Annotated in this window: 25 protein-coding genes; 10 read left to right on the top strand and 15 right to left on the bottom strand. The window is 37.4% G+C overall.

Going from position 1 to position 26,103, the window contains the following annotated elements; translation table 11 throughout:
* Positions 1–2 precede the first annotated feature (2 nt).
* Complete coding sequence (locus DET49_RS05250; RefSeq protein ID WP_133547042.1) at positions 3–500, bottom strand: 2TM domain-containing protein; 498 nt, start codon at positions 498–500, stop codon at positions 3–5.
* 63 nt (positions 501–563) lie between these two features.
* Between DET49_RS05250 and DET49_RS05245 the strand changes: the two genes are divergently transcribed.
* A complete protein-coding gene (locus tag DET49_RS05245; protein WP_133547041.1) occupies positions 564–1,649 on the top strand; it encodes an aminotransferase class V-fold PLP-dependent enzyme in 1,086 nt (361 codons plus the stop codon).
* On the opposite strand, the gene DET49_RS05240 is transcribed toward DET49_RS05245, so the two are convergent.
* The 9 genes from DET49_RS05240 to DET49_RS05200 all read right to left on the bottom strand — a co-directional run bounded on the left by DET49_RS05240 (position 1,646) and on the right by DET49_RS05200 (position 9,879).
* Positions 1,646–2,614 (bottom strand): L-histidine N(alpha)-methyltransferase, encoded by a 969-nt coding sequence (locus DET49_RS05240; RefSeq protein WP_133547040.1) that lies wholly within the window; start codon positions 2,612–2,614, stop codon positions 1,646–1,648. The genes DET49_RS05245 and DET49_RS05240 overlap by 4 nt on opposite strands.
* Positions 2,615–2,627: 13 nt before the next feature.
* Positions 2,628–3,791 carry an ergothioneine biosynthesis protein EgtB gene (gene egtB, locus DET49_RS05235; protein WP_133547077.1) on the bottom strand — a complete coding sequence of 388 codons (1,164 nt, stop codon included), beginning with the start codon at positions 3,789–3,791 and terminating at the stop codon, positions 2,628–2,630.
* Positions 3,792–3,892: 101 nt separating this feature from the next.
* On the bottom strand, positions 3,893–4,303 hold the full coding sequence (locus tag DET49_RS05230) for an energy transducer TonB (protein WP_133547039.1): 411 nt from the start codon (positions 4,301–4,303) through the stop codon (positions 3,893–3,895).
* A 27-nt stretch (positions 4,304–4,330) separates the two neighbouring features.
* Positions 4,331–4,708 carry a TonB family protein gene (locus tag DET49_RS05225; RefSeq protein WP_133547038.1) on the bottom strand — a complete coding sequence of 126 codons (378 nt, stop codon included), beginning with the start codon at positions 4,706–4,708 and terminating at the stop codon, positions 4,331–4,333.
* Positions 4,709–4,740: 32 nt separating this feature from the next.
* A complete protein-coding gene (locus DET49_RS05220; protein ID WP_133547037.1) occupies positions 4,741–5,565 on the bottom strand; it encodes a thymidylate synthase in 825 nt (274 codons plus the stop codon).
* Positions 5,566–5,649: 84 nt separating this feature from the next.
* The gene (locus DET49_RS05215) at positions 5,650–7,350 is read right to left on the bottom strand and encodes a NupC/NupG family nucleoside CNT transporter (protein ID WP_133547076.1); all 1,701 of its coding nucleotides are present in this window, start codon (positions 7,348–7,350) and stop codon (positions 5,650–5,652) included.
* A 10-nt stretch (positions 7,351–7,360) separates the two neighbouring features.
* Entirely contained in the window at positions 7,361–7,987 is a 627-nt protein-coding gene (locus tag DET49_RS05210) for a bifunctional nuclease family protein (protein WP_133547036.1), read from the bottom strand.
* Positions 7,988–8,071: 84 nt separating this feature from the next.
* Positions 8,072–9,034 (bottom strand): electron transfer flavoprotein subunit alpha/FixB family protein, encoded by a 963-nt coding sequence (locus tag DET49_RS05205; protein WP_133547035.1) that lies wholly within the window; start codon positions 9,032–9,034, stop codon positions 8,072–8,074.
* 98 nt (positions 9,035–9,132) lie between these two features.
* Complete coding sequence (locus DET49_RS05200; RefSeq protein ID WP_133547034.1) at positions 9,133–9,879, bottom strand: electron transfer flavoprotein subunit beta/FixA family protein; 747 nt, start codon at positions 9,877–9,879, stop codon at positions 9,133–9,135.
* A 309-nt stretch (positions 9,880–10,188) separates the two neighbouring features.
* On the opposite strand from DET49_RS05200, the gene DET49_RS05195 reads away from it, so the two are divergent.
* The 4 genes from DET49_RS05195 to DET49_RS05180 all read left to right on the top strand — a co-directional run bounded on the left by DET49_RS05195 (position 10,189) and on the right by DET49_RS05180 (position 16,871).
* Positions 10,189–11,169 (top strand): pyruvate dehydrogenase complex E1 component subunit beta, encoded by a 981-nt coding sequence (locus tag DET49_RS05195; RefSeq protein ID WP_133547033.1) that lies wholly within the window; start codon positions 10,189–10,191, stop codon positions 11,167–11,169.
* Positions 11,170–11,233: 64 nt separating this feature from the next.
* Entirely contained in the window at positions 11,234–13,732 is a 2,499-nt protein-coding gene (locus DET49_RS05190) for a DUF5686 family protein (protein WP_133547032.1), read from the top strand.
* Positions 13,733–13,796: 64 nt separating this feature from the next.
* Complete coding sequence (locus tag DET49_RS05185) at positions 13,797–14,315, top strand: inorganic diphosphatase (protein WP_133547031.1); 519 nt, start codon at positions 13,797–13,799, stop codon at positions 14,313–14,315.
* Between the two features lie 114 nt (positions 14,316–14,429).
* On the top strand, positions 14,430–16,871 hold the full coding sequence (locus tag DET49_RS05180; RefSeq protein WP_133547030.1) for a sodium-translocating pyrophosphatase: 2,442 nt from the start codon (positions 14,430–14,432) through the stop codon (positions 16,869–16,871).
* A 64-nt stretch (positions 16,872–16,935) separates the two neighbouring features.
* On the opposite strand, the gene DET49_RS05175 is transcribed toward DET49_RS05180, so the two are convergent.
* Positions 16,936–17,418 carry a ferritin-like domain-containing protein gene (locus DET49_RS05175; RefSeq protein WP_133547029.1) on the bottom strand — a complete coding sequence of 161 codons (483 nt, stop codon included), beginning with the start codon at positions 17,416–17,418 and terminating at the stop codon, positions 16,936–16,938.
* Positions 17,419–17,626: 208 nt separating this feature from the next.
* On the opposite strand from DET49_RS05175, the gene DET49_RS05170 reads away from it, so the two are divergent.
* The 4 genes from DET49_RS05170 to DET49_RS05155 all read left to right on the top strand — a co-directional run bounded on the left by DET49_RS05170 (position 17,627) and on the right by DET49_RS05155 (position 22,215).
* The gene (locus tag DET49_RS05170; protein WP_133547028.1) at positions 17,627–17,875 is read left to right on the top strand and encodes a Rho termination factor N-terminal domain-containing protein; all 249 of its coding nucleotides are present in this window, start codon (positions 17,627–17,629) and stop codon (positions 17,873–17,875) included.
* Position 17,876: 1 nt separating this feature from the next.
* On the top strand, positions 17,877–18,653 hold the full coding sequence (locus DET49_RS05165; RefSeq protein ID WP_133547027.1) for a Ku protein: 777 nt from the start codon (positions 17,877–17,879) through the stop codon (positions 18,651–18,653).
* Between the two features lie 3 nt (positions 18,654–18,656).
* Positions 18,657–21,116 carry a DNA ligase D gene (gene ligD / locus DET49_RS05160; RefSeq protein ID WP_133547026.1) on the top strand — a complete coding sequence of 820 codons (2,460 nt, stop codon included), beginning with the start codon at positions 18,657–18,659 and terminating at the stop codon, positions 21,114–21,116.
* Positions 21,117–21,180: 64 nt separating this feature from the next.
* Complete coding sequence (locus DET49_RS05155; protein WP_133547025.1) at positions 21,181–22,215, top strand: App1 family protein; 1,035 nt, start codon at positions 21,181–21,183, stop codon at positions 22,213–22,215.
* Positions 22,216–22,222: 7 nt separating this feature from the next.
* On the opposite strand, the gene DET49_RS05150 is transcribed toward DET49_RS05155, so the two are convergent.
* Together DET49_RS05150 and DET49_RS05145 are read right to left on the bottom strand one after the other, a co-directional pair.
* Positions 22,223–22,888 (bottom strand): sterol desaturase family protein, encoded by a 666-nt coding sequence (locus tag DET49_RS05150; RefSeq protein ID WP_133547024.1) that lies wholly within the window; start codon positions 22,886–22,888, stop codon positions 22,223–22,225.
* Between the two features lie 13 nt (positions 22,889–22,901).
* Positions 22,902–23,516 carry a deoxynucleoside kinase gene (locus DET49_RS05145; protein WP_133547023.1) on the bottom strand — a complete coding sequence of 205 codons (615 nt, stop codon included), beginning with the start codon at positions 23,514–23,516 and terminating at the stop codon, positions 22,902–22,904.
* 177 nt (positions 23,517–23,693) lie between these two features.
* Here DET49_RS05145 and DET49_RS05140 point away from each other — a divergent pair, with 177 nt between their 5' ends.
* Complete coding sequence (locus DET49_RS05140; protein ID WP_133547022.1) at positions 23,694–24,587, top strand: DUF302 domain-containing protein; 894 nt, start codon at positions 23,694–23,696, stop codon at positions 24,585–24,587.
* 710 nt (positions 24,588–25,297) lie between these two features.
* On the opposite strand, the gene DET49_RS05135 is transcribed toward DET49_RS05140, so the two are convergent.
* The gene (locus tag DET49_RS05135) at positions 25,298–25,669 is read right to left on the bottom strand and encodes a DUF6122 family protein (protein ID WP_133547021.1); all 372 of its coding nucleotides are present in this window, start codon (positions 25,667–25,669) and stop codon (positions 25,298–25,300) included.
* A complete protein-coding gene (locus DET49_RS05130; protein WP_133547020.1) occupies positions 25,670–26,008 on the bottom strand; it encodes a DUF202 domain-containing protein in 339 nt (112 codons plus the stop codon).
* Positions 26,009–26,103: the final 95 nt, after the last annotated feature.

The raw sequence follows: 26,103 nt of genomic DNA, 5'->3' as shown, positions 1-26,103 counted from the left end.
AATTAAGTATTGTATGGTTTGTCACGATTTTCTGGATCGCTGGTTCCGGGTTGAAATCGCTCACTTCCACCTTTTAATTCAGGTGTATTTTCCGATTTTAAGGCTGTCTTTTTTTGAGGCGGATTTGCTGGAAAATCCTTTTCTACCTGTGCCTGCATTTGGGCAATTTTTTCCTTTTGTTTTTGGACTAGTTTTGACATTTGCTCATTCTGCCATTCTTTTCCCAGGAATTTATTGGTGACAAAAACATTAAAAACGTGCGCTAAAAATATAAAAGCCCAGACTAGGATGGCCCATACAAACCAGTTATAACCTAAGGGCATAAAATTCTCTTTATAGCCAATCACCACATTTAAAACAATGAGAAAAACGGCTCCGATCAGAAAAATGATGAAATGCTGAAATAATCTTTTTTTCTGAAGGGTGCGTTTACGAGCGTGTTCATAGAGTTCACGCTGTTCTGCATCGAGTTTGGAAGTGTTTTTCTTTTTAGAAAACATAATTAGAAGTAATTTAGTGTCTATTCCAAATTTACAGTTTTTGTTAACAATTCGCAGGGGATTATGGAGAATTTAAGAAAAGGCTTTCCGGTTTTAGAGCAATACACCTATTTAAATACCGCGGCATCAGGCCTATTGCCTGAAAGGGTTTGGGAGTTCAGGCAAAATCACGACCTTGATTTTTTACTTGGGGGAAGCATTTTCAGAGAGAAACAGGCCGAAATTTTAACCTCTGCAAGGGAACTTGTGGGGGAATGTTTTGGCGCCTCGCCTGAGCAGGTTGCTTTAGTGCCAAATTTTTCTTACGGGTTCGATACTCTGCTTGAGAGTCTTGATAAACCACAAAAAGCGCTATTGCTTAGGGATGATTACCCCTCGCTAAACTGGGCAGTGACTTCCAGGAATTTTGAAATAGAATATGCCGAAATTGATGAAAATTTAGAGGAGAATATTGCTCGGGCATTTGCTGAGTATCAACCCGATTTCTTCGCATTTAGCATTGTGCAATATATCAACGGAATCAAAATTGATCTAAATTTTATTAAAAAACTAAAACAAGAATACCCAGATACCTTATTTATTGCCGATGGAACTCAATTTTGCGGAACTCAATATTTCAGTTTTCAGAAGAGCGGGTTGGATGTGCTTATCTGCAGTACTTATAAATGGTTAAACGCCGGTTATGGAAACGCATTTATGCTATTCGATAAAAAAGTAAACCAAAGAATAGTTCCAAAGGCTTTAAGCTTTAGTTCGTTGCAAGGAAAATATAAAGCTTACGAAAACAATTTTATTGGAAAATTCGAACCTGGCCATAAGGACACCTTAAATTATGGAAGCCTGGCTGAGGCTTTAAAACTGATTAAGAAAATAGAATTAACTGAAATTCAACAGAGAATACAATCTCTAAGCACAAAGGCCAGGATCGAATTTGAAAAAATGAATTTACTTGAAGATAGTGTAGTAAATCGTGCAGAACACTCTTCAATTTTTAATATTAAAGGAGACGACAAATTGTTCGAATATCTAAGAAGAAATCAAATAATCACCTCTCAACGTGGAGCAGGAATACGTATAAGTTTTCATTACTTTAATACCGAACAAGAGCTGAATTTTCTTTTGAAAAAAATCAAGAAATTTGGGAGTTAGTTTTTCCTGCGGAAAATATAATTTTTATAATCATTTTCTTTATCCTGAAAACTAGTCTGGATTTCCAGCCCAGCTTCTACGGCCAGCCATTCTACTATTGCATCATCATATTTTTGGGAGATTTCAGTATGAATGCTTTCCCAGGCGTCAAAATTCACTTCTAGATCGAGTTTGTTGATCACCACTTTTTGTTTAGATTTACTCACTAAATAGCTTTTGGCAGTTCCGCTTTCCGGGTCATATGTTTCCCAATGTTTAAAACTATCCAGGTTAAAATCTGCACCTAATTCCCTGTTGATTCTAACCAATAAATTTTTGTTGAAAGCTTCAGTAATTCCTGTATTATCATTGTAGGCATCCAAAATCTTTTTAGGATCCTTTTTCTGGTCAAAACCCATAAATAGCATGTCTTGGGGGGTCATAGCCTCCTTTAAATTTCTAAGAAATTCAATTGCATTTTCGTGCAAAAGGTTACCAATATTAGAACCCAGCACTAAAATTACTTTTCTGCGATCGTTATAATCGGTAAGATTTTCCAGGGTTTTAAAATAGGTTCCCTGCTGGATTTTTACATTTACTTCAGGTATTTCCGTCTTTAAAGAATGTTCAAGTTCTTCCAAAACGTGTTGACTTATATCTATCGGGAAATATTTAAAATCGTAATTGTTATCAACTAAATACTGTAATAGGATCTTTGTTTTTTTTCCGTCACCGGCGCCGAGTTCAATGAGATCAAATCCACCAGTCTTATTAATAATTTCAGCAATGGCTGCTTTATGATTTTCAAGGATATTTAGCTCACAATCGGTGAGGTAATATTCTGGCATCGCCATAATTTGCTGAAACAGTTTGTCGCCTTTCTGATCGTAGATATATTTGGAAAGCAAATATTTTGGAAAGCTGGTAAGACCTTTATAAACGTCTTGTTCAAAGGCCGTTTGAAATATAGTTGGTGTGGTTTTCATTTAAATTTATAGGTTATTTAGCCAGTCTCAAACCAGTGAACTGCCAGCGTAAATGTGGATGAAAAAAGTTGCGATAAGTTGCTCTGGAATGGTTTTGTGAAGTAGCTACTGAAGCTCCCCGAAGTACTTTTTGGTTTACCATGAATTTGCCATTATATTCTCCGAGTGCGCCTTCAGGTTTAGAGTAATTTGGGTATGGTGAATAGCCGCTCTCTGTCCATTCCCAACGGCTACCCCATTTAAAATATTTCTGGGCGGTTTCCCATTCAAATTCTGTGGGTAACCTTACACCTTTCCATTGGGCAAATGCAAAAGCCTCATAATAAGATATATGGCTAAGCGGAGCTTGAGGTACTAATTTTTTGAGTCCGTTTAAAGTATATTGGTGCCATTCACCATTTATCTTATGCCAGTAAAATGGCGCTTTAATATTATTATTGTTAACCCAATCCCAACCTTCAGCGTGCCAAAGAAGAACATCTTTATAACCTCCGTCCTCGATAAACTCCAAAAATTCAGCATTAGTTATCAATTTATTTGATACCTGGAAGTCATTTAAATAAACCTTGTGAAAACCCTGTTCGTTATCATAACAGAAATCATCTGATTGATGGCCCACTTCGTATACTCCTTCGGAAATAGATACCCATTCTTGCTTAAAATCCTGGATGGGATTTTCTTTAAATTGATCATTATATGCAGGGAACAATGGGTTGTTTCCTAAAATATATTTAATGTCGGTTAATAAGAGTTCTTGGTGTTGCTTTTCGTGATGACAACCAATTTCTATAATACTGCAAAGTTCTTTTGAAATTTTACTTTCTTTTAAAAATTGCTGCATCCTTTTAGAAACATTATTTCGGTATTCATAAATCCAGGCTACTGTGGGACGGGATAAATTTCCGCGATTGGTACGAATTACTTTATCGCCAACACTTTCATAATAGCTATTGAATACATAAGCAGCATTGTTATCGAAAAGCTGGTAGTTTTTTAGGTTGGTTTTTAGAACGAACTCTTCAAAGAACCATGTGGTATGGCCGAGGTGCCATTTTGGTGGCGAAACATCTTCTATGGGTTGAACCACATAATCTTCAGTTTCCAGAAAAGAGCAAATCAGTTCTGTATGTGCCCGGGTTTCATTAAAAAGTTCGAGTAATTGTTCTTGTGATAGCATAAAAAGAGTGGTACTTTTTTGGGTACCACTCAAATTTACAATTTTTTCGTTCGGTCTGAAACCAACGGTAGTTAATGGCAAGTTAAAGTATAATTTACCTCTTACAAATTAAGGGGGAGGGTGTAACTTATTTTTACCGGTTTGCCTGCCAGGGTTCCCGGTTTCATTTCAGGAATTTTATTCAACATATTTTCTACTGCGGCAATCACCAGTTTTTGATCTCCTTTTACAGAGGTTATCACAGTCTTCCCTTCTTCATCAATATGCATTTTTACTACCACTTTTCCTCTTACAAATTCTCCGTCTTTATTTCGTGGATATTTATAATTGTTTTTAACATGTTCCATTAATTTTTGATCGAAACAGTTTTTTTGGTTTCCACTGCTTTCACAGCCCGGCCATATAGGTGCTTTTTCTCTCACGGTAACCGTATTTCCTTGGACTTCCACATCATCTTGGGCAAATGTAAAAGTACAGGAAAGTAGAAAGAAGCAAAACATCAGTTTTTTCATAGTGTAGGATTTGGGGCCAGTTTTATATTAGAATTTAAAAGGAACCGTAAAATTACGATCGTCTGGCTTTCCTTCTAAAGTTCCTGGTTCCATATCAGGAATTTTTTCAATCATTTCTTTGGCAGCAGCGTTTACTTTTGGTTCTGGTCCCTTCACAGACTGCACAATCACTTCCCCTTTCTTGTTAACTGTAAAAGAGATTTCCACTTCACCACGAACATAATCTCCATCTTCGGTTTGTGGATATTCATAATTCTCTCTTACATGTTGCGAAAGTTTTTGATTAAAACAGGCTTTTACATCTTCGGCATCTTCACAACCTGGCCAAACCGGAGAAGTTTGTTGAGCTTGCGCCGCTGTTATACCACCAATTACAAAACATGCGATAAAAAGTAACTTCTTCATAAAAATTTAAGTTTTTAATTAAATTATTTGAGTTATACCGCAACCTTTGCTTTGATACCTGGATGCGGATTATAATCTTCTAAGTTAAAATCTTTATAGTCGAAATCAAAAATATTTTTGATCTCAGGATTGATCTTCATTTTTGGTAAAGCTCTTGGTTTTCGGGAAAGTTGCAATTTCACCTGATCCATATGGTTGTTATAAATATGAACATCCCCAAAGGTGTGGATGAAATCTCCTGCCTGATAACCGCAAACCTGGGCCATCATCATAGTTAACAAGGCGTATGAAGCTATATTAAAAGGAACGCCGAGAAAAACATCTGCACTTCTTTGATAAAGCTGAAGGGAAAGTTTACCCTCGGCCACATAAAATTGAAAAAATGCGTGACAGGGGGGGAGTGCAGCTTTTCCATTAGCAACATTGTCTGAAAAAGATTTTTTTGAATCCGGCATTACCGAAGGATTCCAGGCTGAAACTAACATTCTTCTGCTATTTGGATTTTTTTTCAGGGTTTCAACTATTTCCTTGATCTGGTCTATATCTTCGTTATTCCAATTGCGCCATTGCTGACCATAAACAGGTCCCAGGTCACCATTCTCATCTGCCCATTCATTCCAGATTCTTACCCCGTTTTCCTGTAGATATCTAATATTGGTATCGCCTTTTAAAAACCACAGCAATTCATAAATAATAGATTTGAGGTGAAGTTTTTTAGTTGTCACCATTGGAAACCCCTCGCTTAAATCGAATCGCAACTGATGACCAAAAATACTTCTGGTTCCAGTACCAGTGCGATCCCCTTTATCGGTTCCATGGTCCAAAATATGCTGTAAGAGCTCGTGATATTGTTTCATAGTTTAATAGAAGGGAATTATTTCAGCTAAAATAGCAAACAAGTGTCTTAAATAAAATTTGGATAGAAATTTAACGTTCTAAAATTAGCCAATTATCATCCCTGCAATCGTAGCCGAAAGCAGGGAAGCAATGGTTCCTCCGATAAGGGCCTTCATTCCAAATTCCGATAAAGTTTTTCTTTGTCCGGGGGCCAGGGATCCTATTCCGCCGATCTGTATGCCTATTGAAGCGAAATTTGCAAATCCACAAAGCATATAAGTCGCCATTATCACCGATTTTTCATAACTAAGACTAAGTGCGTTTGCAGTATTTTTAAGCTCAGCTAATTGGACATAACCGACAAATTCACTTGCCGCAAGTTTAATTCCCAACAGTTGTCCCATTAACATCATATCCTCTTTGGCAACCCCAATAAGCCACATTAATGGCGCGAAAATACTACCTAGAATAGCCTCAAGAGAGAAACCTGAATAGGGTGTATTTGCTGCCAAAAATGCATTTATTCCGGTCCAGGAGCCAGTCCAGTTTAAAATATGATTAATCATTGCAATAAATGCGATAAATACCAGAAGCATAGCCGCTACGTTGGCGGCTAATTTTAAACCTTCTGTTGTTCCATTGGCAATTGCATCGAGAATATTCGAGCCGATTTTATCAGAAGAAACATCTAAATTGGTGTTGATTTCATTTTGCTGTGGATATAATATCTTAGACACTACAATTGCACCCGGAGCAGCCATTACTGAGGCGGCCAAAAGATGTTTTGCGAACTCAAGCCTAAGCGCGGGATCGTCTCCGCCCAGAAAGCCAATATATGCAGCTAAAACTCCACCGGCCACTGTGGCCATACCACCGATCATAACCAGAAGGATTTCCGAACGTGTCATCCGTTCCAGGTAGGCTTTAATCATAAGCGGGGCTTCGGTTTGCCCAAGAAAAATGTTACCGGCAACACTTAAACTTTCTGCTCCTGAAATTCCCATTAATTTTGTAAGGATCCAGGCCATACCTTTTACTATAATTTGAATAACACCCAGGTAAAATAATACCGAGGTAAGGGCAGAAAAGAAAATAATTGTTGGTAAAACCTGAAAAAGAAAAATGAAGCCAAAGCTTTCTACATCCATCATGCCACCGAGTAAAAACTCACTTCCTGCGGCTGTAAAATCAAGAATTAGTACGAAAATTTTACCTACAAATTCGAATATATTCTGAATAATGGTGATTTTTAAAACACCGATGGCTAGGATTAATTGTGCTCCAAGGCCTATTCCAATTGTTTTCCAGTTAATCGCTTTCCTATTACTACTGAATAGAAATGCAATGATAAGTAAAGTGACCATTCCCAATAAACCACGACCAATACTACTTGGAGAAATTCCCGCACTGGGAATCATTTCTTTGGCTATTGGAGCAGGGATAACCTCTTTGGTGTTATTAAAACTGTTTGCCTTAAAAGAAAATTCCCGGTTAGCTCGATTGAGAAGCATACTGGAATCTGTAAGGGTGGAAACCCTATAATTTACAATGCTGTCTGCAGGAGAATTATAGAATAATACCAGTAGTTTGTTTTGAAAGATATAATTACCTTTTGCCAGAGTGTCTTCTGCTTGACTAATGCTAAATAAGCCTTCATCTAAATGAAGGGTGTTAGCCTTAGAAAAACTTTCTTGCACAGTATCCTTTTCCTTATGGGTTAAGGTCCAGGTTTTGGAAATGTCTTGAGAAAAAGTGCTGGTAACACTAAATAGAACTAAAATCAGGCAAAACCAGGTTTTATTCATATATGCGGCATTATTTACGTTTGGAAATTTCGTCCCGTATACGTGCCGCTTTCTCATAATCTTCATTGTTAACAGCCTGGGAGAGCAAAGTTTTTAGTTCGTCTAAAGATAATTTTTTGTAATTGGTGTCGTCAGATTTTATGTTGATGTCATCTGGTAATAATTCCTCCGAAATTATTTCTTCCTCCTGTTCTTTGGTCGCTTCCTGTTGCTGAGCTTCATCCCCTTTTAGGAAAATCCCCGCTTTGTCAAGAATATTTTTATATGTAAAAATAGGAGCATCAAACCTTAAAGCCAGAGCAATGGCATCGCTTGTACGCGCGTCTATTATTTCTTCAATCTTATCGCGTTCGCAAATAAGACTTGAATAAAAAACACCGTCTACTAATTTATGAATAATCACCTGTTTTACGGTTATTTCAAACCGATCGGCAAAATTTTTAAAAAGATCGTGTGTTAACGGGCGTGGCGGTTTGATCTCTTTTTCCAATGCAATCGCAATAGATTGCGCTTCAAAAGCACCAATAACAATGGGAAGTTTTCGTTCTCCATCAACCTCGCTTAAAATTAAAGCGTAGGCTCCGTTTTGGGTTTGGCTATAAGAAATTCCTTTTATATTAAGGCGCACTAAACTCATATATCATCAATTAAAAAAGGCTGTCTAAATCAGGACTTTTAACCATATTTAGACAGCCCTTTTAAGGGGTGCAAGTTATAAAAATTATGCGTTTTTCTCTTTAAATTCCTTTAGTTTTTCGTTTAGCTTAGGTACGATCTCAAAAGCATCGCCAACTACACCGTAATCTGCAGCTTTAAAGAAAGGCGCTTCAGGGTCATTGTTAATGACTACTTTGGTCTTGGCAGCGTTAATTCCCGCTAAGTGCTGAATAGCACCTGAAATTCCCACAGCGATATAGAGATTTGAAGCAACTGGTTTTCCTGTTTGACCAACATGTTCACTATGCGGTCTCCAGCCCATATCACTTACAGGTTTTGAGCAAGCCGTAGCAGCACCAAGGATATCGGCCATTTCTTCAATCATACCCCAGTTCTCTGGCCCTTTTAGTCCGCGTCCACCGGAGACTACGATTTCAGCATCTGCGATTGTTACCTTGTCCTTTGCTTTATCAACTGATTCAACATTGACTGAAAAATCATCTTCTTGTAATTCCGGAGAAAAATCTTCAGGGGTAGCTTCTCCCTGAGTCTCCTTTAAACCGAAAGCATTTTGTGATAAACCAACTATTTTGATATCGGTAGTGATTTTGGTGAAATTAAATGCTTTATTAGTAAAAGCGCTTCTTTTAACCGTAAAAGGATCGGTGCTTTCAGGAGTTGCCATCACATTAGAGGCGTAACCGGCATTTAAGTGAACAGCTAAAAGCGGAGCCAAATATTTGCTATTGGCACTTTGGCTGACCACCACCATTTTGCTTCCTTCTTTTTCTACTGCCTGTTTTAAGGCATCGGCATAAGCCTTAGCATTGAATTTACTCAATTTATCATTTTGGATGTTTAGCACTTTGCTAACACCATATTGTCCGAGTTCAGAGGTGTCGGTTGCATTAAAACTTACCGCCACTACTTCATCACTACCGGCAACTTCCTTTGCATAGGAAGCAACTTCAAATGCAGCTTTTTTAAACTTGCCATCTTCGGTTTCTGTATATACTAAAACTGACATATTTTTAATTTTTAAGTGTCATTTCCGTCAAGTCGGAAATTTATTAGGTGTTTCTTTCCATATTTACTTACATAAAAACAGAAATCTTTTTATTTAATTTATATCGCTTTGGCTTCGTTGTGAAGCAAGTCTATCAATTCATCAAGATTATCCGAATCCACTAGTTTTACATCTCCCTTAGGTGCTGGTTTTTCAAATTTCACAGCTTGTGTTTGAGGGGTAACTTCTTCTGCAGCAACTACATTTAAAGGCTTTTTCCGTGCTTGCATAATTCCACGCATATTAGGGATCTTAAGATCGCTTTCTTCCACCAATCCTTTTTGCCCTCCAATTACTAGTGGGAGCGAAGCGGTTAAAGTTTCCTTACCACCGTCTATTTCACGAATAGCTTTGGCTTTCTCCCCATCTATTTCTAAACTGATACAATTATTTACAAAATTAGCATCGAGAATTGCAGCAAGCATTCCAGGGACCATTCCTCCGTTGTAATCTATAGATTCTCGTCCAGCAATTATAAGGTCATAATCCCCTTCTTTGGCAACTTTAGCGAGTTGTTTAGCTACCTGGAAACCATCGGTTGCAATAGTGTCAACTCTTATAGCATTATCAGCTCCTATAGCCAGTGCTTTTCGTAATGTTGGTTCTGTTTCAGGGCCACCTACATTTACAACATCTACACTTGCGCCTTGTTTTTCTTTAAACCACATAGCACGAGTAAGTCCAAATTCATCATTAGGGTTAATTACAAAATTCACTCCATTGGTATCGAATTTCGAATCGCCGTCGGTAAAATTGATTTTTGAGGTAGTATCAGGTACATGACTAATACATACTAATATTTTCATTATAGCGAGTTTTTTAAATTTATAACGATTTCATTTACGAAGTTACATAATTTAATTCAGAAAAAGCTATGCGTGCATAGTAAATTTTATGTTTTTGAATTCCTTAAAATTTATTGAATTGTTTAATAATTCATAAATACTTTAATTTTAAAATAAAAATCAGCTCTGAAATTGCTTATTTATTAATTGGTCACGCGCTTTCTTTTGACAATATATTGGACTTTCAAATTTTTGTGGATTATTAGTGGGGAAAACTTCACTGAATTACTATTTTTGTTCTTTAAAGATATATAAATAGTATAGCATATAATGAAGACAATTCAATTTAGGGAAGCCGTTCAGCAAGCGATGAGCGAAGAGATGCGAAAGGACGAGTCTATTTATTTAATGGGCGAAGAAGTAGCAGAATATAATGGCGCTTACAAAGCCTCTAAAGGCATGTTGGACGAATTTGGCCCTGATCGTGTAATAGATACCCCGATTTCAGAACTTGGGTTTTCAGGAATTGGTGTAGGGTCAGCGATGAATGGCAACAGGCCAATCATTGAATTTATGACCTTTAACTTCTCTTTAGTTGGAATTGACCAGATTATAAACAACGCAGCCAAAATGCGTCAAATGAGTGGTGGCCAATTTAATATCCCTATCGTTTTTAGAGGACCAACTGCTTCTGCCGGACAATTGGGTGCTACTCACTCACAAGCTTTTGAAAGCTGGTTTGCAAATTGTCCTGGCTTAAAAGTTATTGTTCCTTCCAATCCTTACGATGCAAAAGGCTTGCTTAAAGCTGCAATTCGTGATGACGATCCCGTGATCTTTATGGAAAGTGAGCAAATGTATGGTGATAAAGGCGAAGTACCTGAAGATGAGTACGTAATTGAAATTGGGAAAGCCGATATAAAAAGAGAAGGGAGTGATGTGACTATTGTTTCTTTCGGAAAAATTATAAAGGAAGCTTATAAGGCTGCAGATAAATTGGCTGAAGAAGATATTTCTTGTGAGATCATAGATCTTAGAACAATTCGTCCGATGGATCACGAGACCATTATTGAGTCTGTTAAGAAAACCAACCGATTGGTGATTCTTGAAGAATCCTGGCCTTTTGGAAATATTTCTACAGAAATTACTTACCAGGTACAGTCTAAAGCCTTTGATTATTTAGATGCACCTATAGTGAAAATAAACACTGCCGATACTCCGGCGCCCTATTCTCCTGTATTGCTTAAAGAATGGTTGCCAAACAGCGACGATGTAATAAAAGCAGTAAAGCAGGTTATGTATATTGACTAAAGGAAAACCTTTATAAATTTGAAACTTCATCGGATGCTTTTTCGGTGAAGTTTTTTTTTGGTCTATGATTAATAAATCAACTTTATTCACGGTTTTTTTTCTGATGGTTAGTGTTATTGGAATATCACAAACCAAAGTGAGCGGTATAGTAAAAGACCAAAATGGTCAGGTACTACCTTTTGTGACTGTCATTTTTAATAATTCCCAGGAAGGGACAACTTCTAGTGAAAACGGGGATTTTTATTTGGAAAGTGAAAAGGATTATAAGGAACTCAAAATTTCTTTTATCGGTTACAAAACCGAAATTATTCCGCTTCCAAAAAAAAATAATCTATCCCTGGAAATTGAATTGCGGGAAGAAACTTCTGCCTTGGACGCCGTAAGGATAGTTCGGGGTAAAACTTCTAAAAGGAATAATCCGGCCTTAGCGATTCTAAGGAAAATTTGGAAAAACAAACGAAATAATGGTATTTCTGCCTTTAGACAATATCAGTATAAAATATATGAAAAGTTAGAATTTGATTTGGATGGAATAGATAGCTCCGTGGTGAAAAACCCCGTTTTTAACGGGATGGAATTTATCTTCGATTATGCGGATACCAATAGAATTTCAGGAAAAAGTTACTTGCCGGTATTTATTAACGAATCCGTTTCCATGGTTTATGGAGATAATGTTGATGGGGAAAAGCGCGTAGACCTTCTGGGTAATAAGAATTCCGGCTTTGAACAGAACCAAAATTTAATAGCGGCCATAAAAGACGTTTATGATCGATACAACGTCTATGACAACTATATCAAGGTTTTTGACAAAAGTTTCGTGAGTCCGCTCTCTACCACAGGTGTTGATAATTATAATTACGTTTTGAGTGATAGCGCTTATATAGATAATAAATGGAGTTATAATATAATTTATTATCCAAGACGTGAAAATGAACTCACTTTTAAGGGTGATTTTTGGGTGAACGACACCACCTGGGCCATAAAAAAAATTAACTTGAAAGCTTCCCGTGATGCTAATATTAACTGGGTAAATGAACTGTATATTGAACAGGAATTCGATGTCCTTAACGATTCTATTTTTTTGATTTCCAAAGATTATTTCCAGGCAAATTTTTCCCTTACTAAGGATGAAAACGCAAAAGGAATTTATGCCAAGCGCACCCAGGTTTTTGATCAGTACAAATTCAATAAGGAAAAACCTGATGGATTTTATGATAAAAGAGCTTATAGATTTAACGCAGAGGTTTATAAACGGGACAAGGTTTTTTGGGAAGAAAATCGGCTGGAAAGGCTAAATAAGAGCGAGGAAGATATTTATGTCATGTTAGATAGTCTAACAAGAGTACCAGCTTTTCGAAGAGTATATGATATCGCCACTATCGCCGAATCTGGATATGTAGAATTTGATGGCTGGGATTTTGGTCCGGTTTATACAATATTTGATTATAATCAGGTAGAAGGTTTTAGAGCCCGTGTGGGCGGTAGAACCTATTTTGGGCAGCACGATCCCTGGCGAATTGAGGGCTATTTAGCTTATGGATTTAAGGATCATAAATTTAAATATGGTATTTCGGGAAAATGGTTATTAGATGCTCGGTCCCGTTTAATAATTTCTGGTGGAAAAAGGCGCGATATTGATCAGCTCGGTGCTAGTTTAACCACGAATACTACTGATGTTTTGGGTCGTAGTTTGGCCTCCTCTGGGTTGGTAAGCGTTGGTGATAATAACAAATTGAGTCATATTGATTTAAATACTTTTAATGTTGAAGTTAACCCATGGTATAATTTTAATGTTCGCATTGGCGCTTCTTACCGCGAACTAAGTTCTGCCTCCCCCACATTTAGTTTAGATTATTATACCGATGAATCTCAAACTGAAACTGCTTCAGAAATAAAACAAACCGAAATTTCCAGCATTTTTACATTTACACCAGGGAGAGAGATCTCAGGCTTCGGGGTAGAACGAAATATTGTGAACGAGGATGAATTTCCGACTTTCTTTTTAAATTATACTTTAGGTCTTAAAAATATTTTAAACAGTGATTTTAATTATAAAAAATTGCAGTTTTTTTATAACCAGCCATTACAAATTGGAGGTTTCGGTAGGGCCAATGCCAGTTTGGAGATGGGAAAAACCTTTGGTCAGGTTCCTTTAGGACTTTTAAATGTTGTGCCTGGAAACCAAACTTTCTTTGCTATGAAAAATTCCTTTCCTGTGCTTAATTTCTATGAATTTGTAACCGATACTTATATTTCAGCGCATTTTAACCATAATTTCAACGGAAGATTATTTGCCAGGATTCCACTTCTGCGTGAATTAAATTTAAGAGAGTTAGTAGGTTTTAGAACGGTGTGGGGGGGAATTTCTGAAAAAAATAAAATAATGAATGCGTCAGGAATTTTACTACGGGCTCCAGACAGGGAGCCTTACTATGAATATAGTGTGGGTGTAGGAAACATCCTTAAATTTCTGAGTATAACGGCGCATTTTAGAGGTAATTACCTGCATATTCCAAACGCCAGAACTTTCGCAATAACTGCTTCCTTTGGTTTTCACTTTTAATGAGCCTATTTAATCTTGATTTTCACTATATTTGTCGCCCTTAAAATGTGAAAAAAAAAGAAGAATGTCAGAAAGTTTTGATGTATTAATAGAGATCCCAAAAGGGAGTAGAAACAAATATGAATATGATTTTGAATTGAAGAAGGTCCGTTACGACAGGATGATCTTTTCTTCAATGATGTATCCAGCTGATTACGGCTTTATTCCAAATACGCTCGCCTTGGACAGTGATCCGCTCGATGTTTTAGTATTGGTGAGCGAACCAACTTTTCCTGGGGTGGTAATGGAAGTGAAGCCAATTGGAGTCTTTCACATGGCCGATGAAAAGGGTCCCGATGAGAAAATTATTTGTGTGCCTGTTTCTGATCCTATCTGGAATAGGTTAAATGATCTAAAGGAATTAAATGGCCATATGATTAAAGAAATTGAACATTTCTTTAAGGTTTATAAAGATTTGGAAAAGAAAAAAGTAGACGTTGGTGGTTGGGGTGATGCTAAGGAAGCCCGTAAAATTATCAAAGATTGTATAGAACGCTTTGATAATTATGATGGCGATAAGGATCGCTTTGGGATACAACCATAATTTTATCTACGTATTTTTGATAAATTAAGAGCAATAACCTTAAAAAGTTATTGCTTTTTTAATTATCATTGATTTCACTACATTAGCCATATTAACTAAAACTTAACAAGTAATATGGAAGAAATGATGATTTATATGCCTGCAATATTGGCTATTATAGGGCTTATTTATATGTGGCTTAAAAGATCCTGGGTCATGAAACAGGACGCCGGAGACGGTAAGATGAAAGATATTGCGTCGCACATTTATGAAGGGGCTCTCGCCTTTTTAAATGCAGAATATAAATTACTTAGCTTTTTTGTGGTTGGAGCCAGTATAGCCCTTGCAGCTATTGCCTACGTGGTACCGACCACCCACTATCTTATTATCGTTGCCTTTATTTTTGGAGCCTTTTTCTCTGCATTAGCAGGAAATATGGGAATGAAGATCGCTACCCAAACCAATGTGCGTACCACCCAGGCGGCAAGAACTAGTTTGCCACAGGCATTAAAAGTTTCCTTTGGTGGTGGGACCGTTATGGGGCTTGGTGTGGCCGGATTAGCTGTGCTCGGATTAACCGCTTTTTTTATCCTATTCTATCATTACTTTATGGGCGGGCAGTGGACTAATACCGCACAAATGACCGTAGTTCTGGAAACCCTTGCCGGATTTTCATTAGGTGCAGAATCGATTGCCCTTTTCGCTCGTGTAGGAGGAGGGATTTATACCAAAGCCGCCGATGTGGGCGCTGATTTAGTGGGAAAAGTAGAAGCTGGGATTCCAGAAGATGATCCGCGTAATCCAGCGACCATCGCCGATAATGTGGGGGACAATGTAGGGGATGTGGCCGGAATGGGAGCCGATCTCTTCGGAAGTTATGTTGCCACCGTCCTTGCAGCTATGGTTTTAGGAAATTATATTATTGAAGATATGGGTGGAAATATCGTTGATTCCGGGTTTGGAGGAATTGGCCCTATTTTATTGCCTATGGCTATTGCCGGTGCTGGGATTATCATTTCCATAATCGGTACACTATTAGTTAAGATAAGTAGTAACTCGGCTAAAGAGGCCGAAGTTCAAAAAGCATTAAATATAGGTAACTGGACAGCCATTGCACTGGTTGCCGTAGCTAGTTATTTTCTGGTTATCTGGATGCTGCCCAAGGAAACTCTAACTATGGGTTTTTTTATAGGTGGAGCTGAAGGTTTTGAGTTTGTAGATATCGCATCAATCAGAGTGTTTTATGCCTGTTTGGTTGGAATCGTGGTTGGAGGCGTAATTTCTGCCGTAACCGAATATTATACAGGGCTTGGGAAAAAACCGGTACTTTCCATTGTTCAGAACTCCAGTACAGGTGCTGGTACAAATATTATAGCCGGTCTTGCTACTGGGATGATTTCTACCTTTCTTTCGGTTTTATTATTTGCCCTGGCAATTTGGGCTTCTTATGCTTTTGCTGGATTCTATGGGGTTGCTTTAGCAGCTTCAGCGATGATGGCTACTACTGCCATGCAGTTGGCAATTGATGCTTTTGGACCGATTGCCGATAATGCCGGTGGAATCGCAGAAATGAGTGAACTTCCGGCTGAGGTTAGGGAACGTACAGATATACTTGATTCCGTTGGAAATACTACTGCAGCTACCGGAAAAGGTTTTGCAATCGCCTCTGCAGCCCTTACCTCTCTTGCCCTTTTTGCAGCTTATGTGACTTTTACCGGAATTGATGGTATTAATATTTTTAAAGCTCCAGTTCTGGCAATGCTCTTTATCGGTGGCATGGTCCCTGTGGTCTTTTCAGCTTTGGCTATGAAATCTGTAGGAAAGGCAGCGATGAAAATGGTTGAGGAAGTAAGACGGCAATTTAGAAGTATTCCCGGCATTATGGAAGGAACCGCAAAACCGGAATATGATAAATGCGTTGCAATTTCCACCGAAGCAGCCTTAAAAGAAATGTTGCTTCCCGGGGTTTTGACTATTGGTTTTCCTATTGCTATCACACTTCTTCCAATGCTTTTTGGTTATGAAAATGTTTTAATTGCTGAAATGCTTGGGGGATATATGGCCGGTGTTACGGTAAGCGGTGTACTTTGGGCAATCTTTCAGAATAATGCTGGCGGTGCCTGGGACAATGCTAAAAAGTCTTTTGAAGCCGGGGTAATGATTAACGGGGAAATGACCTATAAAGGTTCAGAGGCTCATAAGGCGGCTGTAACCGGAGATACGGTAGGAGATCCATTTAAAGATACCTCAGGGCCTTCGATGAATATATTAATTAAACTAACCTGTTTAATTGGCCTGGTAATAGCGCCAATTTTAGGAGGCCATACCGACACCAGCGTCCCAAACGATGAAGCTTCCACTGAATTAGAACAACACATAAATGCTGAGGTGGCCACTGTAGATCTTTCAGAAGAAATTCAGGTGAATATGACTTCACGGGGGAATAAAACCATTGCAAGAGTAAAGATAATTACTACTAATACAACAAATGGTGAAACGAAAATTCAGCAAAAAACCTTTACCGGCACAAAGGCTGAAGTAGAAAATCAGGTGCAGAACTTAAAAGATAAAGCCTGATAAATTTTCAGTTTAAATTAAAAAGCCCGGCAATCTCTTGTAAACCGGGCTTTTTTTATAAATTTTATTTGGCTTTTTTATTTACTCGTTTTTCAGCGAGTTTATTGAGGTCCTGGTCGGCTGTGTATTCTTCGTCCAGTGTTTTTTGTAACTTGGTCGCTACATCTTTATGTCCCAGTTCTTTGGCATATCGTACTAAAGTGCCATAAGCAGAGATTTCGTAATGTTCAACACGCTGTGCGTCTGCAATAATTCCTGCATCCCTTACCTTGTCATCAGCATCTTCTTTTAGGAAAGCTTCGGCTTCTTCAATAAGGCCTTTCATCGCTTTGCATTCTTCGCCGGTTGGTTTAAAACCTAGATCTTTACTAATATCTTCCAGGCGTTTTTTTTGTTCCTTGGTTTCTTCTAAATGGTCCTCAAATGCTTTTTTTAATTTGCTGTCATTGGCAGCCTTAGCCATCTTTGGTAAAGCTTTTATAAGTTGACTTTCGGCGCTGTAAAGATCCTTTAACTGGTGTTCGAATAAATCTTCTAATTTTTTCATAATTAAATACTTAATGGTTAAAATTGTTTGATAAAAGTATAAGCTAAGTGCTTTAAAACAAGTTAAATGAGTGGTAAAGCTTTGTTGTTTATTCCTTAAAGTTTTGATATGGAACGGACAATCTAATTTTAACATAGCTACAACTAAGCTTCCGTTATAATTCCTTTAATTTTAATTGGAAATTTTATATTAATCAAAATCTCATATTATGGCTAAAGATCACGGACCATCAATTAAGAATGATGAACAGTATGAAGAACTTCGCGAAAAAGGGATGAGCAAGTCTAAAGCCGCGAGGATAGCAAACGATTCCGACTCCGGAGAAAAAGGAGGGAAGGCTGATAAATATGAAGAACGTACTAAGGAAGAACTCTACAAGAAAGCCCAGGAGGTCGGGATTGAAGGTAGAAGTGACATGACCAAGGACGAGTTAATTAAAGCTCTTAGAAATCACTAGAATGAGGTCTATCTGGAATGGCTCGATAAGCTTCGGACTGGTTTCAATACCGGTAAAATTATATTCGGCATCTGAGGACAGAAAACTCGACCTTGATATGCTGGACAGAAACGACAATGCCCGTATACGATATAAACGTGTCAATGAAGATACCGGAAAGGAGGTAGAATGGAAAGATATCGTGAAAGGTTATAAAAAAAACGAAGATTATATCGTATTGGAAAAGGAAGATTTCGAAAATGCCAATCTTAAAAAAAGTAAAACGATAGATATTGAGGAGTTTGTGGCTGAAGATGATGTTGCCGAGGTTCTTTATAAAAAACCTTATTTTTTGGAACCTCAGAAAGAAGGGAGTAAATCCTATAACTTGCTTCGCGACGCTCTTAAAAAAACTGGAAAACTAGGGGTGGCTACTTTTGTCATGCGACAAAAGGAACATCTAAGCCTGGTTGGGGTTTATGACAAAGCCCTGGTCCTTCACGTGATTAGATTCGCTAATGAAATAAGGGAAGTTAAAGACCTGAAGTTACCAACAACCAAAGTGGCTAAAAAAGAAGTTGATATGGCAATTTCGCTAATTGAGCAGTACACTACGGAATTTGAACCAGATAAATTCAAGGATGTATACAATGATCAGTTAATGAAAATTATCGAGTCTAAAAGTACGGGCAAGAAACCTAAGCCCCAAAAGTTTAAGGACGAACCTACCCAGGCAAAAGACCTTATGGCGAAATTAAAGGCAAGTCTTGACAAAAAGAAAAAGTCCAAAGCATCGTAGGCAATGGGTTTAGAGGATTACAAGAAAAAACGAAACTTTAAAAACACTCCTGAACCGGGTGCCGATTTCTCTACCGATAACCGGGGTCGTTTTGTAGTTCAGCGGCACCAGGCGACCCGCTTGCATTATGATTTACGCCTGGAAATGGATGGTGTTCTTAAGAGTTGGGCTGTTCCCAAGGGCCCCTCCATGAATCCTGCAGATAAGAGACTCGCCATTGAAACAGAAGACCATCCGGTTAAATATTTACATTTTGAAGGTACAATTCCAAAGGGAAATTATGGGGCCGGGGAAATGCAAATTTGGGATAAAGGGACATTTAAAGCTGCTTCAGGTACAAAAGAAAAACTTGAGAAACAATGGCAAGATGGAAACATAAAAATCGTAGTAACCGGAAGCAAAATTAAAGGTGAATTCGCGCTGGTAAAAACCAATAGGGGAGAGAAGCAAAACCAGTGGTTGTTGATAAAGAAGAAAGATGACTATGCAACCGATTTAGATTATGACGCCGAAGTTTTTGCAAATAAACCTGATGATACTACAACAAAAGAAAAAGCAGGTGGGAAAATCAGAAAAATAAAACCATCGGAATTTATAAAACCAATGCTGGCCACCACCGGAAACAAAATTTTTAATGATCCTGATTGGATTTACGAATTAAAATGGGATGGATATCGGGCTTTAGCCAACATAGAGGATGGTAAAGTAGATATTTATTCCCGTAATGGAATTTCATTTAATTCCAAGTTTCCCAACCTGGTCAACGATTTAAAGAGGCTTGAAAATGATGTGGTATTGGATGGAGAGATTGTGGTTTTAAACAAAGATGGGATGCCTCAGTTTCAGGCTTTACAAAATTATAATGAAGATACCCCAGGATCACTTCGATATTATGTGTTTGATATGCTCTATCTTAATGGACATGCGATGTTGGATTTGCCACTTTTAGAACGAAAAAGCTTGATTCCCGAAGTTTTAGAGGACTTGGAGTTGGTGCAGTATTGCGATCATATTGAAGGCATGGGTAGCGCGTTCTATAACAAAGCAATAGAAATGGGGATGGAAGGTATTATTGCTAAAAAAGCCGATGCTACTTATACTCCAGGTTACAGGACCGATAAATGGCTTAAGTTAAAAGGTGAAAACAGCCGGGAAGTAATCATATGTGGGTACACCACTTCTCAAGGAGCTGTTTTTGGTTCTTTGATTATGGGTGCTTACAAAGGCGAAGATCTAAAATATATAGGAAACTGCGGTACCGGTTTTTCTAATGAAGAACAAAAGGAATTACTGAGAAAGTTTAAAAGAAGGGAACGAAAAACCTCTCCTTTTTCAGAAAAAATAAATTTAAAAGGCAGGGAACCGGTTTGGATAAGACCTGATTTGATTGCTGAGGTTAAATATTCAGAGATCACGAAAACTGGCAAACTTCGACATCCCGTTTTTAAAGCTTTACGGAAAGATAAAGAACCGGAAGAAATTTCAGCTGATGAGTTTACTGCAAAAAAGGTTTCAGAAGAAAAAAAGCCTAAAAAATCAAGTGCTAAAAGGATATCGGGAGAGAGCCTTCAAATTGATGGTAAAGATGTACCCTTAACAAACCTGGAAAAAGTATACTGGCCCGATTCTGGCTTTAGAAAATACGATTTGATAGATTATTACATCCAGGTCTCAGAAATGATGTTGCCTCATTTAAAAGATCGTCCGCAGAACTTGCACAGGCATCCTAATGGCATTAATAAGCAGGGATTCTATCAAAAGGATAATGAGGGAAATTTACCCGATTGGGTAGAGACCACAGATATTTATTCAGAGTCTTCAAAAAAAGATATCGAATATCTGGTATGCCAGAATGAGGCCACGCTTTTATATATGGCGAATTTAGGTTGTATAGAAATCAATCCCTGGAATTCTCGGCTTAAAAAGCTCGATTTTCCAGATTATACAGTAATAGATTTAGATCCTTCCGATAAAAATACTTTTGAAGAAGTTATCGAAGTTGCCCTGGCAGCAAAAGAAGTAATGGACTCGGCAAAAATTAAATCTTATTGCAAAACTTCCGGCTCCAGCGGGTTGCATATTTATATTCCTTTAGGAGCTAATTATTCTTATGAGGAAGCTCGGGATTTCACAAAATTATTGTGCTATTATATTGCAGAAAAAGTTCCTGCAATAACCAGTATGGACCGGGCAAAGAAGAAAAGAAAAGATAAAATATACCTGGATTATTTACAAAACAGAAGAGGTCAAACTTTGGCTTCAGCTTATTGCGCCCGTCCCAAACCTGGCGCTCCAGTTTCTGCTCCCCTGGAATGGAAAGAAGTAAAAAGCGGACTTAACATCCTGGATTTTACCATTAAAGATATGCCGCAGCGAATTCAGAAAAAAGGAGATTTGTTTTCCCCGGTGCTGGAAAAAGGGATTGATATGGAACAGGCTATGCAGCATCTTGAATCTTCCTAAAGTTTATTTAAAAGCAGGGTAAGGCTTATGGGGAATTTTTACCTTGAGCCAAAGCGGAAAATTAATGAAGAAAAGACTACGAAAGCTAGCCGGCCGGTATAAACTTATAGACCGGGTTTTAATTACTCCTTATAGAAGTTATGGTACTCATTCCCACCTTTACATTATGGGCAGGGTGCTAGATAACGAACCATTAAAAATCACCCAGGACGCTAATATTTTTAAAACTATTAAAACCACCTATAAACAATTTGATACTTTTGAAATACCAGAAGCGCAAATAGATTTAAGCCTTCCAGGAAAGGTACAGGCTAGCACAAAGACTGATGACGAAGGTTACTTTTTATTTGATGATATTATTGAAGAAGACCTGGCTGAATACGCCGATGAAGAAGGTTGGCTAAATTACGATGTGTACTATAAAGGACCGCTGGGAAAGAAAACGGAATTGCTGGAAGATCCTTTTAAAGGCGATTTTTTAATTCCGCATAATCAGGCAGAATATGGTGTCATTAGCGATATAGACGATACTATTTTGCATACCGGTGTAACTTCATTTTTAAAGCTTCGGTTGCTTAAGAATTCATTGCTAACCAATGCATATAATAGAATACCCCTAAAAGGTGCGGCAGAATTTTACCAAAAATTACACAAAGGCAGAAATGCTAAACTCAATAATCCTATTTTCTATTTAAGCAACAGCCCCTGGAATCTATATGAATATCTTAAACTATTTCTGGACCACAACGCTTTTCCAAAAGGTCCCATTTTATTGCGGAATTTCAGAACCCCGTTTGATGGTAGCTTGAAACCTGAAAAACCCCATAAACAAAAGGAGATCACCAATATACTTCAGACTTATCCTAATTTGAATTTTATTCTTATTGGTGACAGTGGGGAACACGATGCATCGATTTATACCGAAATTGCTGCGCAGTTCCCCGATAGGATTCTCGCAATTTATCTAAGAAGTGTAAAACACAAAAAGCAGATGAATCGAGTTCTTAGTATTATAGACGATTTTGAAACCACACCCTTATTAATGGTAGAAACATCCCGGGAAGCCGTTTTACATGCGAAAAAGCATGGGTTTATTTAAAATATTTTTAATCATCAATACTTTGCCCCACGGCCGTTTTACGACTAGAAGCCGCTTTTCTTGGCATTGTCCTAAAAATATGATCCCACAATGGAGAAGAAACGCCAAAGGCCCTGTCAGACTCACGATAATGGTGAATGCTGTGATGATGCCATAAGATTTTTAAAAAATTATCGGGAACTTTAAAGGCATGCACCGAATAATGTACCGCCAAATAAGCAGCATAACCGATTAAAAACCCGGCTAAAAATCCAAACACATAATCCCCTAAAACAGCCCTGTAAATAATAAAAAGTACAGTAGCTATAATCAAACTTAAAACCGGTGGCATGGCTAATCGCGATTTATCCTTCGGATAATCGTGGTGTACCCCGTGCATCGTATAAGAAATCTTTTTCTTTCGCTCGCTAGTTGCCGGAAGATGATATAAATAGCGGTGCATTATATATTCCACGAAAGTAAAAAAGAAAAGTCCGGTAATAAAAAGGCCTATCATCAAGGGCGCCTTAAAACCCTTTTCTATAATCCCATAGTAGATTAATGCCGCTGCGATTACTCCAAAAATAATTAGCGGAATCGAAATATGGGTATGGGTTAATTTTTCCAGAATAGGGTTGTTAAATAACTTTGGTGAACCCTTGTGTTTTGGCCGTTTAAGTTTTGTTGATTCCATCTTCACTAAATTTTTAAAATAATCCGTGGATCTCAGCATCAATTCGGTTGATAATATCTCCTAGATCTTCTGGATTATCTACAAAGTTAATATTATCCACATCTATAATTAACAGATTTCCCTTGTTATAATTGTGAACCCAGGCTTCATATCTTTCGTTTAACCTGCTTAAATAATCTATAGAAATAGAATTCTCGTATTCTCGGCCTCGTTTATGTATTTGCGAAACCAGGTTGGGAATGCTACTTCGCAAGTAAATAAGAAGGTCAGGCCCTTGTACCACACTTTCCATAAGATCAAAAAGCGAACTGTAATTCTCAAAATCCCGGTTGGTCATCAGGCCCATCGCATGTAGGTTGGGCGCAAAAATATGAGCATCTTCATAAATGGTCCTGTCCTGGATAATTTTCTTTCCGCTTTCCCGGATTTGGAGAATTTGCCTAAATCGACTATTTAAAAAGTAAATTTGGAGATTAAAGGACCATCGCTCCATTTTATTATAAAAATCTTCGAGATAGGGATTTTCCAATACATCTTCATACTGCGCTTCCCAGTTGTAATGTTTTGCTAATAATTTAGTGAGGGTGGTCTTACCCGCGCCAATATTCCCTGCAATCGCTACGTGCATAAATTCATTGAAATTAGATGGTTGTTAGGGCCGCTAAAAAAGCGAGAGTGTAAAGATACAAGAATAAAAGGACCCTGAATTTTACACTTTATCAAAATACTCATAAAACTTGAAAAGTTATAATTTTTGATTCCCTATCTACCTAAAATTGATTAATTTAAAGCTATAATTAAAGTTATGAAATCCCTGTTAAAATTCATTTTCTTAATTTTTTTCTTCGGAATTCTTGACCTCTATGCCCAGGAAAAGCAAAACGATCACTTGATGATGGGTGAAAGCAAATACGATTTTAAAAAAACGATCTCCCGCTTAGAAAAATTATTAAAACAAGATGAAGTTTTCTCTATTAATGCTAAAATTGACCATTCTAAATATGCGGAAAAAGCTAAGCTGAATCTTCCGCAAGCAAGTGTTTTAATGTTTGAAAATGCAAGACTTGGAACTATGTTAATGCAAAAAGATCAATTGGCCGGCTTGGAACTTCCCTTTAAAATTTTGGTATATGACAAAGAGAATAAAACTATAGTTGCTTACAACAGTATTAATTATTTAAGGTCCAGGTATGATTTTAAAAGAGTAAAGAATCTTACAGGAATTAAAAAGGAGCTTAAAAATATGGCCGCCAAAGCCACGGGAGGGAAAATTGAAAAAACTGGAAAATTTAATTTAGATATGCATGAAGGTATTATTTCAGAAATAAGTGATTTTGATTTCAATACTACCTATGATAGATTATTGAGCATAATTAAAAATGATCCCGACCTGGATATTTTCGCAGAAATAGATCATTTTAGAAACGCGCAGAAAGTAGGTCTGGGGCTGCGCCCAACACGCCTCATTATCTTTGGGTATCCAAAAACAGGAACTTCCATCATGCAGGAAAAAACGAAAATAGCTTTGGAGTTCCCCACTAAATTCCTGATTTGGCGTGATGAGGCCGGCGTGGTCAAAATTTCCTATAATGATCCAGCGTTTTTAGCCAAAAGATTTAAATTGAATAAAAATAACCCTCAACTGCAGAACTTGAAAGTATCGCTGGAAAATTTAAGTAAAATTGCCGCTAAATATTAAGAAGTTTTAGTTTTTGCCAGTTTCTGTACTGATCATACCTTATCTTTTCGAAGCGCTTATGTTTACTTAAGAAGCTTGTGGGTTTAATCTACTTTGATAGGCAGTACCAGAAAATTTCCAGGTTTTTTTGAATCAGTGTTGGAACAAATTTAATTCATTTGCATTCAAATAGTCTATATCGAAGAATACTAAATGCAGCGTGTTATAACCATCATCCCGCACATGCTCCCTTTTTCAGGGCCAAAAATTCAGGATATTGAAGTGAGAATCAACTGATCATCCTAAATCATTATCGACAAGGGAAAAATATGCTGATTTCTTTTAGTGATATTAAACCCGGATTATTATCACCTAAAGAATTTAAAAGCGTAGAATAACACTTCAGGCAGAAAAATTGCTATTAGAACTCAAGCAAGACTATAGCGAAATTATTTTTAGGTGATGGCTCTTGCCCGATGCTCCTTACAATCCCTCAGGTGATAATAAAGGTTAGATTGGAATTATTTTTCCTGATATCATAAAAGCTTAGCATTTTCTTGTAAAACTGGGAATGCTCAATGATGAAAAAACAGAAATATTAGCGCTTAATCATTTCGTAAGTAAGACTCGGAAACTGGTATTTTAATCTAAAAACCGAGGTTCCTGGATTTTTTAAAAAGTAAATTCCAGCTACTATCGCTTAAAGAAATTACTAGGTATTAAAAAAAACTTCAATGAAACCATTTAAAGACCTGGGAAGAAGTGTAGCATTCGGAGCATTTAGAGAACATCCAGAGACAATCTGTAAAATCGGTAAGCATATGAAATAACAAACCGATAAAAATCAGCCGAAGAATCTTGTTCTTAGTGAAGATCACTCCTAAAAAATAGGTGAGTATGGCCAGTTTGGAATGTAAGGGATGGTAGCCAATGCCACAGCGCATAGGGTCAAATAAAGGATCAGCGAAAATATGATCAAGATCCACGGCCATAGTGGCCAGTAAAATCAGCCAGTTCTTTTTCCAATTCTTTTTATCATAAAACCAGGCAATAGCGCCAATGGCGATAAAATGGAGAAAATAATGGGTGAAACTTTGTAACAATTATAGTTTCTTTTTTGAGGAGGTACCATCCTCATCCTCCTTGTCCGGTTCCAAAAGTTTGTTGAGTTTCCTATCTAAGACAACATATCTTGAAATCCCCACCAGAATAAAAAGGACACAGATAAAAAGTGCTACATAGCCCACCCAAACCAGGTTAGGATATTCTTTAACCTGAATTAACGCGATTCCACCAATTAACAAATAGAGCGATGCCCTAATATAAGAAAGTAAGGTGCGCTCATTGGCCAGTTTGGTGCGTTCCAGGGCCAGGTGCTCGCGAATAAGTTCTTCATCTATTATTCTTGACTTAAATGGATTGCTGAGTTTTACTCTTCTCATAATGTTATAATTCAAGATAAAAAAAAGACTAACTAAAACGGACCTAAAAGGTAAAAATAAATTTTAATTCCTGTAAATATTAAAATTTTTTGGTT

The organism is Salegentibacter sp. 24, from assembly GCF_004362395.1.
Classification (GTDB): Bacteria; Bacteroidota; Bacteroidia; order Flavobacteriales; family Flavobacteriaceae; genus Salegentibacter.
This window is presented reverse-complemented; position numbering and strand designations above follow the sequence as displayed.

Excerpts from the sequence above, each read along its gene's own strand:
- DET49_RS05230 (WP_133547039.1), bottom strand. The coding sequence starts at position 4,303 with ATGAAAAAACTGATGTTTTGCTTCTTTCTACTTTCCTGTACTTTTACA.
- DET49_RS05220 (WP_133547037.1), bottom strand. The coding sequence starts at position 5,565 with ATGAAACAATATCACGAGCTCTTACAGCATATTTTGGACCATGGAACC.
- DET49_RS05215 (WP_133547076.1), bottom strand. The coding sequence starts at position 7,350 with ATGAATAAAACCTGGTTTTGCCTGATTTTAGTTCTATTTAGTGTTACC.
- DET49_RS05130 (WP_133547020.1), bottom strand. The coding sequence starts at position 26,008 with ATGAGAAGAGTAAAACTCAGCAATCCATTTAAGTCAAGAATAATAGAT.
- DET49_RS05195 (WP_133547033.1), top strand. The coding sequence starts at position 10,189 with ATGAAGACAATTCAATTTAGGGAAGCCGTTCAGCAAGCGATGAGCGAA.
- DET49_RS05250 (WP_133547042.1), bottom strand. The coding sequence starts at position 500 with ATGTTTTCTAAAAAGAAAAACACTTCCAAACTCGATGCAGAACAGCGT.
- DET49_RS05200 (WP_133547034.1), bottom strand. The coding sequence starts at position 9,879 with ATGAAAATATTAGTATGTATTAGTCATGTACCTGATACTACCTCAAAA.
- DET49_RS05165 (WP_133547027.1), top strand. The coding sequence starts at position 17,877 with ATGAGGTCTATCTGGAATGGCTCGATAAGCTTCGGACTGGTTTCAATA.
- ligD (WP_133547026.1), top strand. The coding sequence starts at position 18,657 with ATGGGTTTAGAGGATTACAAGAAAAAACGAAACTTTAAAAACACTCCT.
- egtB (WP_133547077.1), bottom strand. The coding sequence starts at position 3,791 with ATGCTATCACAAGAACAATTACTCGAACTTTTTAATGAAACCCGGGCA.
- DET49_RS05190 (WP_133547032.1), top strand. The coding sequence starts at position 11,234 with ATGATTAATAAATCAACTTTATTCACGGTTTTTTTTCTGATGGTTAGT.
- DET49_RS05205 (WP_133547035.1), bottom strand. The coding sequence starts at position 9,034 with ATGTCAGTTTTAGTATATACAGAAACCGAAGATGGCAAGTTTAAAAAA.
- DET49_RS05240 (WP_133547040.1), bottom strand. The coding sequence starts at position 2,614 with ATGAAAACCACACCAACTATATTTCAAACGGCCTTTGAACAAGACGTT.
- DET49_RS05210 (WP_133547036.1), bottom strand. The coding sequence starts at position 7,987 with ATGAGTTTAGTGCGCCTTAATATAAAAGGAATTTCTTATAGCCAAACC.
- DET49_RS05185 (WP_133547031.1), top strand. The coding sequence starts at position 13,797 with ATGTCAGAAAGTTTTGATGTATTAATAGAGATCCCAAAAGGGAGTAGA.
- DET49_RS05155 (WP_133547025.1), top strand. The coding sequence starts at position 21,181 with ATGAAGAAAAGACTACGAAAGCTAGCCGGCCGGTATAAACTTATAGAC.
- DET49_RS05180 (WP_133547030.1), top strand. The coding sequence starts at position 14,430 with ATGGAAGAAATGATGATTTATATGCCTGCAATATTGGCTATTATAGGG.
- DET49_RS05140 (WP_133547022.1), top strand. The coding sequence starts at position 23,694 with ATGAAATCCCTGTTAAAATTCATTTTCTTAATTTTTTTCTTCGGAATT.
- DET49_RS05175 (WP_133547029.1), bottom strand. The coding sequence starts at position 17,418 with ATGAAAAAATTAGAAGATTTATTCGAACACCAGTTAAAGGATCTTTAC.
- DET49_RS05225 (WP_133547038.1), bottom strand. The coding sequence starts at position 4,708 with ATGAAGAAGTTACTTTTTATCGCATGTTTTGTAATTGGTGGTATAACA.
- DET49_RS05145 (WP_133547023.1), bottom strand. The coding sequence starts at position 23,516 with ATGCACGTAGCGATTGCAGGGAATATTGGCGCGGGTAAGACCACCCTC.
- DET49_RS05245 (WP_133547041.1), top strand. The coding sequence starts at position 564 with ATGGAGAATTTAAGAAAAGGCTTTCCGGTTTTAGAGCAATACACCTAT.
- DET49_RS05170 (WP_133547028.1), top strand. The coding sequence starts at position 17,627 with ATGGCTAAAGATCACGGACCATCAATTAAGAATGATGAACAGTATGAA.
- DET49_RS05150 (WP_133547024.1), bottom strand. The coding sequence starts at position 22,888 with ATGGAATCAACAAAACTTAAACGGCCAAAACACAAGGGTTCACCAAAG.